The organism is Cytobacillus sp. (assembly GCF_964223445.1).
Classification (GTDB): Bacteria; Bacillota; Bacilli; order Bacillales; family Cytobacillaceae; genus Cytobacillus.
Window position 1 is genome coordinate 1 of the sequence record NZ_CAXQGS010000096.1, and the last position, 14827, is coordinate 14827.

A 14827-nucleotide genomic window follows, 5' to 3' on the forward strand; every position below is an offset into this window, starting at 1 on the left:
ATTTCTATGTAGGAGGATTTCTGGATGACGGAATTAGTGACTCTAACAGTAGGGAAGCTCCTGGAGGAGAAAGCCGGTCTTCACCCGAATCATGAAGCTGTAGTTTACGCAGATCGCGGGCTCCGAATGAGTTATAAGGAGTTTAATGGATACTGCAGGCTTGCTGCCAAAGGGTTTATGAAGCTGGGTCTTGAAAAAGGAGAGCATATTGCCGCATGGTCAACCAATACGCCAGAATGGCTTACCTGCCAGTTCTCAACAGGCAAAATGGGTGCTGTCCTTGTAACAGTTAATACAAACTATCAAGCTGCCGAGCTTGAATACCTATTAAAGCAATCTGACAGTACAACTATTGTTCTAATGGAAAAGTTCAGAGAAACCTCCTACATAGAAATGCTATACAGTATTGTTCCGGAACTAAAGAATTCTGAGCCGGGACAGCTGAAAAGCAAAAGACTTCCTTTTTTAAAAAATGTTATCGTGATGGGAGAAAAACGCTTTCCCGGGACTTACAGCTGGGAAGATATTATCAGGATGGGCGAATCAGTTACAGACGCAGAACTCAATGAGCGTATGGAGAGCCTGGACCCGGATGATGCCATCAATATGCAATATACATCAGGGACGACAGGGTTTCCAAAAGGGGTTATGCTAACCCATAACAACATTGTTAACAATGGCTATAATATTGCTAATTGCATGCGTTTAACAAAAGATGACCGTTTATGTATTCCTGTTCCGTTTTTCCATTGCTTCGGGTGCGTGCTGGGGACGATGGCATGCATATCCGTCGGCGCAACCATTGTGCCTGTGCAGGAGTTCAGTCCTAAAGCTGTTCTGCAGACGGTCCAGGATGAAAAATGTACAGGCCTGCATGGGGTGCCGACAATGTTTATTGCAGAGCTGAATGATCCTGACTTCTCAAAGTATGATCTATCGGCTCTCCGTACTGGCATAATGGCTGGCTCCAATTGTCCTATTGAAGTCATGAAAGGCGTTATTGAAAGGATGGGCGTGAGCGAAATAACCATTGCCTATGGTCAAACAGAGTCCTCTCCCGTCATAACGCAGACTCGAACGGATGATCCGATTGAACTCAGAGTGGAATCAGTCGGAAGAGCACTGCCGAATGTGGAAGTGAAAATTGTGGAACCAGGCACCAATAACGAAGTACCATTTGGAGAACAAGGGGAATTGTGTACAAGAGGCTATCATGTCATGAAGGGATATTATAAAAATCCTGATGCTACAAAAGAAGCCATTGATGAAGATGGCTGGCTGCATACAGGTGATCTCGCTGTTATGGATGAGAACGGGTACTGCAAAATCACTGGAAGACTAAAGGATATGATCATTCGCGGGGGAGAGAATATATATCCCCGCGAAATTGAAGAATTTCTTTATACGCATCCAGCGATTCTGGACGTTCAGGTGGTTGGAGTTCCAGATGCCGTCTATGGGGAGGAAGTGGTCGCCTGGATAATCGTAAAAGAAGGCTCTGAATTAACACCAGACGAACTTCGCGAATACTGCAAAGGGAAAATTTCACGCCATAAAATCCCTCGCTATATAGAATTTACAAAGGAGTATCCAATGACAGCTTCTGGTAAAATCCAGAAATTCAGACTGCGTGAAAAGGCTAAAGAAGTCATTGAAAAAGCAAATACGTTGAAATAAAGTACATTTAACCTGTTGGGACTATTCCAGCAGGTTTTTTTATGTAATAAGATGTATAGATTCTGAAGCTAGATAACTGTCCAGCTCCAGGCGCCTTCGGCTCTCGGGTATAAGCCAATAGGCGGGCGCCTTCCGCTTTCCTAAAGAACTCCTCATTCCTTCATTCATAAGTCTTAATAAATCTCAATCCCATTGCCAATGTTTTTACTGCGTAAAGTATTTAAAATGAGATTAAAGATAAATTGAAGGGAGAGATAGAAGATGTACGAGGAAATTTATGTCATTGAAGTTTTGAATAATGCTAAGCGGAAGGAAATTGCTGAACTTAACCAAATTAATCCGTTCCAGGAAAATACGAAGGAAAAATTTTTCTGCAAGCTTCCTTTAGTAAAGAAGTTCACAGTATGCCAATGCAGCTAGGACGGAGATTACTCTCCGTCTTATTTTTTTGAAAAGAATCTTCAGAAAATGGTAGTATAATAAACAAAAGAGAAGAATAAGGGGGAGCAAGCACTAATGACAACACAAAAGCTGTTTGTTTATGGAACCTTAAGAAAACATGAGTCAAATCACTTCGTTTTAAAAGGCAGTACCTGCATTGCCGAGCAGGCATGGGTATATGGGGAGTTATTTGATACAGGACTTGGCTATCCCTCTATGAAATCATCACTTGACCAAAAAGTGTATGGAGAGCTTTATGAAGTGCATTTAGATCATTTCACTGACCTGGATGAACTTGAGGATTATATCCCGGGCAGAAAAGATAATTTATATGACCGGGTGGAGCAGACTGTACATACTGATACAGGAGAAGTAAATGCACTAATATATGTCTCCTGCCGGGATGATCTTTTAGCCGAACCCATTCTTCATGGAGATTGGAAGCTTTATCGCTTAATGAAGGAAAAGCCCGAAAAGACGTTTTATTTTGCTTACGGTTCCTGCATGGATGATGAGCGGTTTTGCGTGGCAAAAATAGATCACCACTTCAAAACCATTGTCGGCGGGGGAACGCTGGCAGGTTACTCGATGCAATACCTATTTTCCAGGGAGGATGGAGGAAGGGCAGACATTATCGAAAATGGCGGCGTCACGGAAGGAGTTCTATATGAACTTCCTTATGAAGCAGTAGAATACCTGTTTCATAGAGAAGGTTTTTATGGACAATGGTATCGTCCTGCCTTTGTGAATGTCAAAGTTGGAGATAAGTTTTTTGGAGATGTTCTGACTTTTCATGTCTACAATAAAAAGGGGGAGCTGCCCCCGCCTGACCATTACGCGCTTGAAATTCTCCGGGGAGCAAGAGGCAGAGTAAGTGACGATTATTACAGAAAGCTTGAACAGCAGCTGGAAAAACTGGGTGTTCAAATTAGATTGGATGCTTAGTACTAGCCCATATTGATTTTTCTCTGTGCTGACCAGTTTTCATCTATTGAAATTTGCTAAAATAGCGCAAAATTTTTATTTGGTGGTTTGAAACAGGCTAAGCGGGTGGTATATTACCTTTGCCATCATCTTAGAAAGAAGGTCATCAAAATGAAAATTTTAGCAGATAATGGCTTTTATGAAGTGGAATATGATAACGAACATTATGATCATTTAGAGTTTGTACGAATAGACCAAATCTGTGAAATTAATTATATAACAATGAAAAACACGCTAACCGGAGAAGTGTATACATTTGAGGCGGATAAAATCAGCCGATTCCGGAAATTTATGAAATTAATGCCAGCAGTTAATGAGAATCCAGTTGCAGACAACAGTTCGTATTCTTTATAATAAAAACTAATCATAGTAAGTAATGCAGATTATGAAGGAGTGGCAATTATGATTCATTTAAAATGGCATGAACGAGAAACATTGAAAAAAGTAAAATGCGTGCATACAGATGCAGCAAAATACATTGTAAACCGGGCTTTGACAGCAGGGAATACCTATGATGTAAAAAATGAAACTGAAGAATTCTATTTCATCACAGACAATTCCGGAAAAGTAAGCGGATTTTATAAAGATTATTTCCATGATGCTTAATCCAAAGAAGAAAACGGCCTGTTAAAATGGGCCGTTTTTAATATTCCTTTACCTTTGTGTAGGAAAAATTCTCCTGACTGTTTCTGTAAATTCATCAAAAAATCCTTCAATTGGCTGACCGGCTTGAATGTCCTCAGTATATCCAGTCATTCGATCATAAAAGTCGGGGTTAACAGAAACATATACATTATCAATGTCCTGATCGACTGCTTTAACCTGATCGGAAATCTTTTTCTCGACATCCTTAGTCAATTCCCCATTTCCATCATTCAAGCGTGCGGCAACATATGCATTATTGTCTGTCACAATTACATTCGCAGACTCAACCTCTGGAATAGAGGTAATTTTATCGGCAGCTTTATCAGCAACCTTCATTCGCGGGGATTCATTTCGATTCTCATTGTTTGTTCCCGTGCGGGTAAGATCAATCCCGGGTTCAGTGGTGCGTCCATTTTCGCCATAATTGCTGTCGTTCACTTTTGTAGGCTCTGTCAAGTCTCTGTTTCTTTGAGCTGTTTCATTCATATCCGCGTCATTCATGCCGCAGCCTGCAAGTAATGCAGCTGACAATGCCCATGCCATTAATAATTTACATTTGATCATTCACTTTCCTCCTTCCGTTTTTCCCTCTTATCTTTCCAATAAAAGGTGAGGTTATTCAGATTTCTTTTATAAAATAAACAAAAAAGGAGCAGGCATTAAGCCCGCTCCCCATGTAATTATGATTCTGACATGAACTGCATAGTATCAGGTTTATTTTTCGTATATAATCTTCTGCCAAGCCATGATTGAAAAACTAAAAATATTCCGCCCGCAGTCCAATATAGCGGCAAAGCGGCCGGTGCATTTAAAGAAACAAGCATAATCATTACAGGAGACAAAAGACCGATCAATTTCATTTGCTTTGGCGTTTGCGCAGTCATATTCGTTAGAGTGAACCGGTACTGAAGGTAGTACACAATTCCTGCAATGATTGTGATCCAAATATCAGAATGACCAAGATCGAACCAGAGAAATGAATGTACAGCTATTTCCTGATTCCCTCTTATGGCATAATAGAACCCCATCAGAATGGGCATTTGAATAAAGATTGGCAGACATCCCGCAGCATTCAAAGGATTTACTCCGTGAGATTGATACAAACCGAACATTTCCTGCTGCAGCTTTTGCTGCTCCTGTGGTTTTTTCGCTGTTTTCAGTTTTTGCTGAATTTTTTCAAGTTCAGGTTTTAACTTATCCATTTTTTCTTTCATTTCGCTTTGATTTTTATATTGTTTCAGCATTAAGGGCATTAATATCAGCCTAATCATTATGGTAATGAAGATAATGGCCAGGCCGAAATTGCCATGAAAGAAAACGGCTGTTCCATGTATTGCCAAAGCAAAGGAATCGACAAAATAATGATGGAAAAAACCTGTTCCTTGTCCGCCTTGAGCCTGACAGGCAGATAAGAATATTGGCAGTACAGTAATCATGGTAATGGCTAATAACAGTTTAAATTTTCTCATACAGGTCAAACCTCCCGCTATTTTTTTCTTTAAATAGGGGAGAGACCTTCAGGCTCATCACTTTCTTGGCCTTTTTTTAGAATAAGTTTTGCTATCCAGGACTGAATTGAAACGCAAATAAAGCCCCGAACCATGTAAAAACCTGGAAGGCTTTCAAATTGGCTTTTTTCGTTCTCAATATATCTGGTATTGCATAAAGTCGGCTCTATTTTCCAAATGATTAACAGCTTTGCTGCTAAACCAATAATATATGTTAAATAAAGAGTATATTCTGATGAAATAAAAGACGATTCAGTTAATAGTTCAAAGATATTATTTCACCTCTATTCACAGATTTAAGTATAATTGAATGCTGCATTGAAAACAATTGCAGATATGAACCAATTGCAAAAAGTTATCGTTTGTCCCATTCTATTGTATCTATGCAGGAATATAATAGGAGAAGGTATATATTGTCCGCTTTAGTATGCTACACTCTATCAGGGAGATTAAATAATCATTATCTCTAGTTCACTACATGAATGGTGGGGTATTTTGTCTTTGTTAAAACAAAAAACAATTATAACGCTTGCCAAACTCCTCGTACCCTTATTCATTTTGCTGTTTGTCATGATGGAAGCAAAAGGGATATTCAATGATTTTAATTGGGCTCTCCTTGAGCTTTATATTGACAGGCTAACCTTCCGAAGACTATTTTTTATCCTTTTATTGGGACTGGCTGCACTTTTTCCAATGTATTTCTATGATGAAATACTCCAAAGGCTTTTCAGGATTAAAGTGCCTAGAAAAAAGCTATTATTTTATTCTTTATCTGCCAACGCATTCTCTAACTTTATCGGATTTGGAGGTGTGGCCGGAGCAACACTCAGGTCCTATTTTTATAAGGATTACTTGACTGGCAATACTCCGTATATCAAAATTATTGCCAAGCTGTCGCTTTTTTACCTCACCGGCTTGTCCATTTTGTCATGGATGGTCCTTTTTACAGATTTACATTTATACGATGATGTTAAACTTATAAAGATTGCCGTTTGGGCCGTTGCGGCATATACACCTCTGCTGCTGGGCGTTTACATTTTTAAGGCGTCTTTTTGGAATATGAAACACATCAAAAAAGGATTTGCAGGAGAATTGCTGGCTGTTTCTTTATCGGAGTGGCTATTTATTATTATATGCATCTGGGGAATTGCCCGGGCCCTGGAAGTATCGATTTCATTTTTTGTGCTGTTTCCCATTGTCATCATTTCAGCATGCGCTGGCATAGCGAGTATGATCCCTGGAGGCATTGGTTCCTTTGATTTTGTATTTTTGATCGGACTGGAATCACAGGGAGTTCCCACCGAATTGGGGCTGTTGATTCTCATGTTTTATCGTCTCAGCTATTATGTAGTTCCTGTGTTTATTGGCACTCCGTTTGTCATGAGCCAGTTCTGGAATACCGGAATGCCTAAAAACAGCTTCAAATTATAAAAGAGCCATTGCGGGCTCTTTATTTTTTTATATTTACCACAGAACATCCAGAATGTCCTTGTTGAATAAATTTGTATCTATATTGCACGCCTCCGCATCAATTCCATACTGCCAGCCTGCAATCAAGGAATTTGCAGGAGCTTCAGGTTTATATCCAGGTGCCTGTTCCTGCGCAGTGATTCCTATATTTGGCGCAGCAGTCCATATGAATGTGTTTTCAAGAAGGGAAGAATTTTCAGCTGCAGCTTGACTGAAAGATTTAGTCAGGGCCTGTTCCTTATCAAAAATCCCGTATATGCCAGGATGATAGGGTGACTCCTCCATTGCTTGAAACCAGCCTTCAATAAAGGAAGAATCAACAGGATAATTTGGCTCAATATCCGCAAAAATCGCTACTCCCTCCGGTATTTCCAGCTCCTGTGCCAATTGAACAGCTGCTTTTGCCTCACTCTGTCCATTTTCAATGCCTGTTGCATCATTAAATCGATTCCAAATCACGAGTAATTTAATATTATTGTCTTGCAGCAGTTTGGCCTCTGGTGGTGTAATGCCCGCTGATACACCTTCCTTTTCACCTAAATAGCGTCCCCAGACTTTAGGAGATCCGAAATTCTCCCGTACGCATGAAAGCAAGTCGCTTGTGGTGAGACTTGCAGAGTCTACACCCCAAACGACTTCATCATCCTCAGACTTGCCATCCTGTTCATTTTTCGCACCTTTATCGCTGCCGCTGTTTTCATTTTCATTTCCTGTTTGACCGGAGTCCTGATTTTTATCAGCTTTATTTTTGATTGTATTTGTTACATTAACGTCTACATTTACCTCAATGTCATTCGTAACATTATTATCAATTTGGCTATCTTCACCATTATTCAAATCGTTGTCGATTGAGTTATTAACATTAGCTTTATTTCCTTTTATATTATTTTTTACTTGATTGCTGATATCACTGTCATTGCTTTTGCCTTGGCCATCTGGAATTGTCTTGGTTATTGGCGTGTCATCCTTTGAATCCATTAGGGAGAAAGCAAAGAGCGAAATCATTACGGCAAAAAATGCGGTCACAACGAAAGGCAAAAGGTCCCGTCTTTCCATAGCTCACAGCCCTCCTTGTCAGTTCATGACATCCTATGCGGAGGGCAGAAAGTTGGTGATTGCCATAATCGGCAAGTGCAGTCCGACAGTCCGAGGGAATATTCCTGCTTCATATTTCAAAATAACATCTCTGCGCGCGACACTCGGGAAATAATTTTAAAGTGTTATAACAGGATAATATCGATGTTCAATATAACGAACAATCGAAGAAGAATGTGTAAAAAAATCCTTAACGGGTAAATAACTGTATGGCTTGAGGCTGAAAAATTTGATTAAGGCGATAAACTTCACTACTATTAAAATAATAGCCAAATTTTTCATCTATTTAAGATGATAAAATATTGAATGGGGGATAATAGCAGATAACAGATTTTTAATAGGAATTGTTATATTTGTCACAGGAGGTTTAAGATAATGCAGAGGGAATTTGCGGATGATAGTATAGCCTTGCATACTGATTTGTACCAAATAAATATGGCACAGACTTACTGGGAAGACAACATACATACTAAAAAGGCGGTCTTTGAAGTGTTCTTCAGGAAGCTGCCTTTTGGCAACGGCTATGGAATTTTTGCCGGCCTGGAAAGAGTTATTGAGTATATAGAAAACTTCAGATTTACAGACAGTGATCTGCATTACTTAAAAAACGAATTGAACTATGAAGAAGGTTTCCTCGAATACTTGAAAAACATGAGGTTTTCAGGGACCATCAAATCAATGGAAGAAGGTGAGCTTGTATTCGGCAATGAACCAATTTTGCGTGTAGAAGCTCCCCTGGCTGAGGCCCAGATTATTGAAACTGCTATTTTGAATATCATTAACTATCAGACATTGATTGCTACAAAAGCAACCCGAATCAGAGAAGTAATTGGCGACGGTACAGCCATGGAATTTGGTTCAAGAAGAGCCCATGAAATGGACGCAGCCATCTGGGGAACAAGAGCAGCCTATATCGGCGGCTTTGATGCCACATCTAACGTTAGAGCAGGCAAGAAGTTTGGCATTCCGGTTGCAGGAACCCATGCCCATTCATTTGTTCAGGCTTACCGGGACGAGTATACTGCTTTTAAGAAATATGCCCAGACCCATAAGGACTGCGTTTTTCTCGTCGATACGTATGATACCCTTAAATCAGGAGTACCGAACGCAATTAAAGTGGCAAAGGAGATGCAGGGTCAAATTAACTTTAAAGGTATAAGGCTTGATAGCGGGGACTTGGCTTACCTTTCTAAAAAAGCAAGAAAAATGCTGGATGATGCAGGTTTTCCTGAAGCAAAGATTATTGCGTCAAATGATCTGGATGAATACACCATCATAAACCTGAAAGCTCAAGGGGCGAAAATCGATATTTGGGGCATAGGCACAAAACTCATTACAGCGTACGAGCAGGCTGCATTAGGGGCTGTCTACAAACTCGTTTCAATAGAAGATGAAAATGGCAAAATGGCTGACACGATAAAAATAAGCGGCAACCCGGAAAAAGTGACAACTCCCGGATTAAAGAGGGTTTATCGGATTATTAACAGAGATAACCATAAATCAGAAGGGGACTATATTGCGCTGGATCATGAAAATCCTCAAGCTGAGCAAAAACTTAAGATGTTCCATCCTGTTCACACGTTTATAAGCAAGTTCGTTACAAATTTCGAAGCCAGGGAGCTGCATAAAGTGATATTTCACGAAGGCAAGCTTACCTATAAAGTTCCATCTTTAAAAGAGATGCAGAAGTTTGCTAAGGATAATCTCAATGTATTATGGGATGAGTACCGCCGTTCTCTGAATCCGGAGGAATACCCAGTCGACCTTAGCCAGGAGTGCTGGGATAATAAGATGAAAATGATCAGCCAGGTGAAAGAAAATATAAAAGGCTGAAGCTTTAAGAAGAGGGAGGAACCTGCAATGAATCTGCAAAAAGAAATTATGGAAAGTTTAAATGTAAATCCGACTATCAATCCAAAGGAAGAAATAAAGAAAAGAATTGAGTTTCTAAAGGATTATCTTGTTAAAACAAATGCAAAAGGTTATGTATTAGGCATAAGCGGCGGCCAGGATTCCACTCTTGCCGGAAGACTTGCGCAGCTTGCGGTTGAAGAGCTTCGAAAAGAAGGGAAGGACGCAACATTCATCGCAGTCCGCCTTCCGTACGGCGTTCAGCAGGATGAGAAGGATGCACAGCTTGCCCTTTCCTTTATTCAGGCCGACAAAGAAGTGGTCTTTAATATTAAAAATGCAGTCGATGAAGTGAAAACCGAGTATGATCGAATAATTCCGGAAGAACCGCTGAAGGATTATCATAAAGGCAATGTTAAAGCCCGCATGAGAATGATTGCCCAATATGCCATTGGCGGCCAGTATGGCTTGCTGGTCATCGGCACGGATCATGCTGCAGAAGCAGTGACTGGATTCTTCACAAAATACGGCGATGGCGGCGCAGATGTCCTGCCGCTGTCCGGACTGACAAAAAGACAGGGAAAAGCACTTCTTAAAGAGCTTGGGGCAGAGGAAAGACTATACTTAAAAGTGCCTACAGCCGATCTTCTTGACCAGAAACCCGGACAGGCTGATGAAACAGAATTAGGTATCTCATACGATGAATTGGATGATTACCTTGAAGGAAAACCAGTAAGTCCGGAAGCGGCAGAAAAAATCGAAAAACGCTACCTTGTAACAGAACACAAGCGCCAGCTGCCTGCATCCATGCACGATAATTGGTGGAAATAAGCATTTATCACAAAGAAAAATCAGTTCCAGCAATCGGAACTGATTTTTTTTCATTGTTCTGTAAGTATGTGATAAGCCCATTCTGCCATTTCCTCACTTGGCGGCTCAGTATCCTTCAGCGGATATTCCAATCCGAGTGCTTCCCATTTATATACACCAAGCTTGTGATAGGGAAGAACCTCAATTTTTTTCACATTATTTAAATTTTTAATGAAACGCCCAAGCTGTTCCAGATCACGTTCATCATCAGAGATTGAAGGCACAAGCACGTGGCGGATCCACACTGGCACCTGATGATCAGACAGATACTGGGCGAATTGGAGGATATGATCATTTGTAAGACCTGTCAGTTTTTTATGCTTATCCCTATTAATATGCTTTAAATCCAGCAGCACCAGGTCCGTATAGTCCAGAAGCTCTTTCAGCTGCTTTTGAAAAAACGGGGAGGTGGAGTAGCTGCCTCCCGATGAATCTATTGCAGTGTGAATGCCATGTTTCTTGCATTCTTTAAAAAGTTCTATAAGAAAAGGAATCTGAAGCAAAGGTTCACCGCCGCTAACTGTAATGCCGCCTCCGGAAGCAGCCAAAAAAGGGAGATAGGATTGCAGATCATTCATGATTTCTGAAATAGATATTTGTTTCCCTGACCCAATTTCCCAAGTGTCCGCATTATGGCAAAATTGACAGCGAAGGAGGCACCCCTGTGTAAAAATGACATATCGAATGCCAGGCCCATCTACTGTACCGAATGTTTCAATTGAATGAATATTGCCGTACATCAGCATCTTCCTTTCCAAATGCAGCCGGCGCAGCCGCAGCACCATTGCTCAATCTTTTTTTTGAAGAGAGGGCCTCTTATAAAGGGCCGCCATCCTATTTGTTACATTGAATCATGGAATGTTCGATTGATAACGTCAAGCTGCTGCTCTTTAGTCAGCTTAATGAAGTTCACAGCATAGCCTGATACCCTAATGGTCAACTGTGGATATTCTTCCGGATGTTCCATGGCGTCCAGAAGCGTTTCTTTATTGAATACATTTACATTTAGGTGATGTCCTGACTTTATGGCATATCCATCCAGTATAGATACCAGATTGCGGATACGGCTATCAGCATCCTTTCCGAGTGCTTTAGGGACAATGGAGAAAGTGTTGCTGATGCCATCCAGCGCATGTTTGTATGGCAGTTTTGCAACAGAAGACAGGGAAGCAAGCGTTCCTTTCGTATCTCTCCCGTGCATCGGATTTGCTCCCGGAGCGAACGGCTCGCCGGCTCGCCGTCCATCAGGCGTATTACCTGTTTTCTTTCCATACACTACATTGGATGTAATGGTTAATATAGACATCGTATGCATAGAGTTTCTGTATGTCGGATGCTTGCGGAGCTTTTTCATAAACCGTTCAACCAGGTCTATAGCTATGCTGTCAACGCGATCATCATTATTCCCGTATTTCGGAAAATCTCCTTCTGTCATAAAATCAATCACTAGCCCGTTCTCATCACGGATTGCCTTAACAGTTGCGTATTTGATCGCACTCAGTGAGTCGGCCGCTACACTCAGACCCGCAATACCAGTGGCCATCGTTCTAAGAATTTCGGAGTCATGCAGAGCCATTTCGATCCGTTCGTAGCTATATTTATCATGCATGTAATGAATGATATTCAGCGTATTAATATAGAGATCTGCCAGCCATTCCATCATTAAATCAAACTTCGCCATCACTTCTTCATATTGAAGGATGTCTGAGGTAATTGGGGCATAGGAAGGGCCGACCTGACGCTTAAGTTTCTCATCCTTGCCTCCATTAATGCTATATAACAGGGCCTTTGCAAGGTTTGCTCTTGCTCCGAAAAATTGCATTTGTTTCCCGATCTCCATTGCAGAAACACAGCAGGCAATTCCATAATCATCGCCATATTCAGGAAGCATGATATCGTCGTTTTCATATTGGATTGAACTTGTTTCTATGGACATCCCGGCACAATATTTTTTGAAGTTCTCGGGAAGCTTGCTGGACCATAATACTGTTAAATTCGGTTCAGGTGCCGGCCCCAGATTATTCAAAGTATGAAGGAAGCGGTAAGAATTTTTCGTTATAAGCGGACGGCCATCAAGAGCCATCCCGCCAATGGACTCTGTAACCCATGTAGGATCACCGCTGAATAATTCATTATAGTCAGGAGTTCTCGCAAATTTGACAAGGCGCAGCTTCATTACAAAGTGATCGACCAGTTCCTGGGCTTCCTTCTCGGTAAGCATTCCTTTCTGAATGTCTCTTTCTATAAAAATATCAAGGAAAGTCGAGACACGGCCAAGGCTCATAGCTGCTCCATTTTGCTCTTTGATGGCTGCAAGATAGGCGAAGTACAGCCATTGGAAAGCCTCGAGAGCATTTTCTGCAGGCTTTGAAATATCAAAACCATAGCTGTTTGCCAGCTGCTTCAGTTCTTTCAGAGACCTTATCTGTACTGAAATCTCTTCTCTAAGGCGAATATTGTCTTCCGTCATCACACTTGAGGTTGATTTCAAATCCGCTTTTTTGGCTTCAACCAAGCGGTCAACTCCATAAAGAGCAACCCTGCGGTAATCACCGATTATCCTGCCTCGGCCATATGCATCCGGCAGGCCTGTAATAATGCCGGCTTTGCGGGCAAGTTTCATTTCATCGGTATAAGCATCAAACACGCCTTGGTTATGTGTTTTGCGGTAATCTGTAAATATCTTTTCCATCACTTTACTGGCTTCATAGCCGTATGCTTCACAAGCTGCCACAGCCATTCTGACTCCGCCATATGGCTGAAGAGAGCGCTTAAACGGACGGTCAGTCTGCACACCCACAATTTTTTCTTTTTTTTGGTCCAGGTAACCAGGACCATGTGAGGTGATGGTTGAGACGATCTCTGTGTCCATATCGAGCACTCCGCCATTATCACGTTCCATTTTCGTAAGATCCATCACTTGTTCCCATAATGAAGTAGTAGCTTCTGTTGGCTTCTCCAAAAATGATTCATCCCCGAAAAAAGGTGAGTAATTCTTTAAAATAAAGTCTCTAACATCAATTTCATGTGTCCAGATTCCTTTTTTAAAGCCATTCCAACTTTCCATATTCCTTCACCTCATATAATCAATGTGAATAACAGTTACTACAACTTAACTATACATTCAATATAACAGATATAATGTGAAATAAATCACAAACTTTTTGAACGTATTGTGAAATAGAGTAAATCTATATTTAATAATGCATATGTGTACTATAAAACCACTCGTACTTTTGAACTGTTAAATATAGATTGAAAATCCCACTAGGAGAAGAATAAAGAGGAAATCATGAAATTCTTACAATCAGCGCCAACAATTACCTGTTTAATAGAATAAGAGATTTTGATTAAATATAAATATGAAAACACTATCAAAACTTTCATTCATTCTTATGTTGTCTGTCGCACTTGTCTTTGGATTCAATTTCGATGCAAAAGCATCAACAGTACATACCGTTCAGCCAGGGGACACAATGTGGAAGATCGCCCTGAAGTATCAGGTGGGAGTTCCTGAAATCATAAATGCCAACGGGCAGATTTCAAATCCAAACTTCATTTATCCTGGGCAAAAGGTGAATATCCCTACATTATCAAAAGCCACTACCGGTGTTGAAGAGCAGGTAGTTCAGCTTGTAAACCAGGAAAGGGCAAAGTATGGGTTAAAGCCATTAAAATCAAATTGGGAGCTTGCGAGAGTGGCAAGATACAAATCTCAGGATATGATCAGCAAGAAGTATTTCGATCACAACTCTCCTACATACGGAAGCCCGTTTGATATGATGAAGAGCTTTGGAATTACTTACAGAACCGCTGGAGAAAACATTGCTGCAGGTCAAAAAACACCTCAGGAAGTTGTAACAGCATGGATGAACAGCGAGGGTCACCGCAAGAACATCCTATCAGCCAATTTCACAGAAATCGGAGTGGGATACGCACAGGGCGGATACTATGGCCACTATTGGACACAGATGTTTATTGGGAGGTAAGAAGAAAAGGGGAAGCGCCTTGCCCACGAAGGAACGCAGACTAAGAACGCCTCGTCCTGTGGCAACGTCTGCATGACCCGCATCCTCCCAAAAGCTGCCGCTTTTGGTCGTGCGATGATTAGCTGACGAAGCCTTCCTTGTCCTGCGGGACTCAAGCACAAGACGAGCCTTCCGGAAAGGCGACCTTTGCCTTTTTGGAAGGATTGCCCGAAATGTGGAGGCGACTGCCCAGGGACGACAGGCATAAGACGGTTCCTGTAGATCGGAAGAGCGTCGTGTAGGGCAAGAGTGTAGACG

14 protein-coding genes are annotated in these 14827 nt (G+C 41.2%); 9 read left to right on the forward strand and 5 right to left on the reverse strand.

Features of this window, described 5'->3' with window-relative positions; all coding sequences use genetic code 11:
* The first annotated feature begins 24 nt into the window (after positions 1 to 24).
* The 5 genes from ACEQ1T_RS17510 (at position 25) to ACEQ1T_RS17530 (ending at position 3708) form a co-directional block, all read left to right on the forward strand.
* Positions 25 to 1677 (forward strand): AMP-binding protein, encoded by a 1653-nt coding sequence (locus ACEQ1T_RS17510; RefSeq protein WP_370223981.1) that lies wholly within the window; start codon positions 25 to 27, stop codon positions 1675 to 1677.
* A 261-nt stretch (positions 1678 to 1938) separates the two neighbouring features.
* Positions 1939 to 2097 carry a hypothetical protein gene (locus tag ACEQ1T_RS17515; protein ID WP_370223984.1) on the forward strand — a complete coding sequence of 53 codons (159 nt, stop codon included), beginning with the start codon at positions 1939 to 1941 and terminating at the stop codon, positions 2095 to 2097.
* A gap of 96 nt (positions 2098 to 2193) precedes the next feature.
* A complete protein-coding gene (locus ACEQ1T_RS17520; protein ID WP_370223986.1) occupies positions 2194 to 3063 on the forward strand; it encodes a gamma-glutamylcyclotransferase in 870 nt (289 codons plus the stop codon).
* A 150-nt stretch (positions 3064 to 3213) separates the two neighbouring features.
* The gene (locus tag ACEQ1T_RS17525) at positions 3214 to 3456 is read left to right on the forward strand and encodes a hypothetical protein (RefSeq protein ID WP_206839752.1); all 243 of its coding nucleotides are present in this window, start codon (positions 3214 to 3216) and stop codon (positions 3454 to 3456) included.
* A gap of 48 nt (positions 3457 to 3504) precedes the next feature.
* Positions 3505 to 3708: a DUF6501 family protein gene (locus tag ACEQ1T_RS17530; RefSeq protein WP_206839753.1), complete on the forward strand. Its 204-nt coding sequence runs from the start codon at positions 3505 to 3507 to the stop codon at positions 3706 to 3708.
* A gap of 48 nt (positions 3709 to 3756) precedes the next feature.
* Here the strand turns inward: ACEQ1T_RS17530 and ACEQ1T_RS17535 are convergent, their stop codons facing one another.
* Together ACEQ1T_RS17535 and yidC are read right to left on the reverse strand one after the other, a co-directional pair.
* Positions 3757 to 4311: a YhcN/YlaJ family sporulation lipoprotein gene (locus tag ACEQ1T_RS17535; protein WP_370223989.1), complete on the reverse strand. Its 555-nt coding sequence runs from the start codon at positions 4309 to 4311 to the stop codon at positions 3757 to 3759.
* Between the two features lie 116 nt (positions 4312 to 4427).
* Positions 4428 to 5216 carry a membrane protein insertase YidC gene (gene yidC, locus ACEQ1T_RS17540; protein ID WP_370223991.1) on the reverse strand — a complete coding sequence of 263 codons (789 nt, stop codon included), beginning with the start codon at positions 5214 to 5216 and terminating at the stop codon, positions 4428 to 4430.
* Positions 5217 to 5756: 540 nt separating this feature from the next.
* On the opposite strand from yidC, the gene ACEQ1T_RS17545 reads away from it, so the two are divergent.
* Complete coding sequence (locus ACEQ1T_RS17545) at positions 5757 to 6686, forward strand: lysylphosphatidylglycerol synthase domain-containing protein (RefSeq protein WP_370223992.1); 930 nt, start codon at positions 5757 to 5759, stop codon at positions 6684 to 6686.
* A gap of 33 nt (positions 6687 to 6719) precedes the next feature.
* On the opposite strand, the gene ACEQ1T_RS17550 is transcribed toward ACEQ1T_RS17545, so the two are convergent.
* Positions 6720 to 7781, reverse strand: coding sequence for a glycoside hydrolase domain-containing protein (locus tag ACEQ1T_RS17550; protein ID WP_370223993.1), 1062 nt, complete (start codon positions 7779 to 7781; stop codon positions 6720 to 6722).
* Positions 7782 to 8195: 414 nt separating this feature from the next.
* Here ACEQ1T_RS17550 and ACEQ1T_RS17555 point away from each other — a divergent pair, with 414 nt between their 5' ends.
* Positions 8196 to 9653 (forward strand): nicotinate phosphoribosyltransferase, encoded by a 1458-nt coding sequence (locus ACEQ1T_RS17555; protein WP_370223994.1) that lies wholly within the window; start codon positions 8196 to 8198, stop codon positions 9651 to 9653.
* 27 nt (positions 9654 to 9680) lie between these two features.
* Positions 9681 to 10502: an ammonia-dependent NAD(+) synthetase gene (gene nadE, locus ACEQ1T_RS17560; protein WP_370223996.1), complete on the forward strand. Its 822-nt coding sequence runs from the start codon at positions 9681 to 9683 to the stop codon at positions 10500 to 10502.
* Between the two features lie 50 nt (positions 10503 to 10552).
* Here the strand turns inward: nadE and pflA are convergent, their stop codons facing one another.
* The gene (gene pflA / locus ACEQ1T_RS17565) at positions 10553 to 11281 is read right to left on the reverse strand and encodes a pyruvate formate-lyase-activating protein (RefSeq protein ID WP_370223997.1); all 729 of its coding nucleotides are present in this window, start codon (positions 11279 to 11281) and stop codon (positions 10553 to 10555) included.
* 101 nt (positions 11282 to 11382) lie between these two features.
* A complete protein-coding gene (gene pflB / locus ACEQ1T_RS17570) occupies positions 11383 to 13608 on the reverse strand; it encodes a formate C-acetyltransferase (RefSeq protein ID WP_370223998.1) in 2226 nt (741 codons plus the stop codon).
* Between the two features lie 295 nt (positions 13609 to 13903).
* Between pflB and safA the strand changes: the two genes are divergently transcribed.
* Positions 13904 to 14530 carry a SafA/ExsA family spore coat assembly protein gene (gene safA, locus ACEQ1T_RS17575; RefSeq protein ID WP_206839764.1) on the forward strand — a complete coding sequence of 209 codons (627 nt, stop codon included), beginning with the start codon at positions 13904 to 13906 and terminating at the stop codon, positions 14528 to 14530.
* Positions 14531 to 14827: the final 297 nt, after the last annotated feature.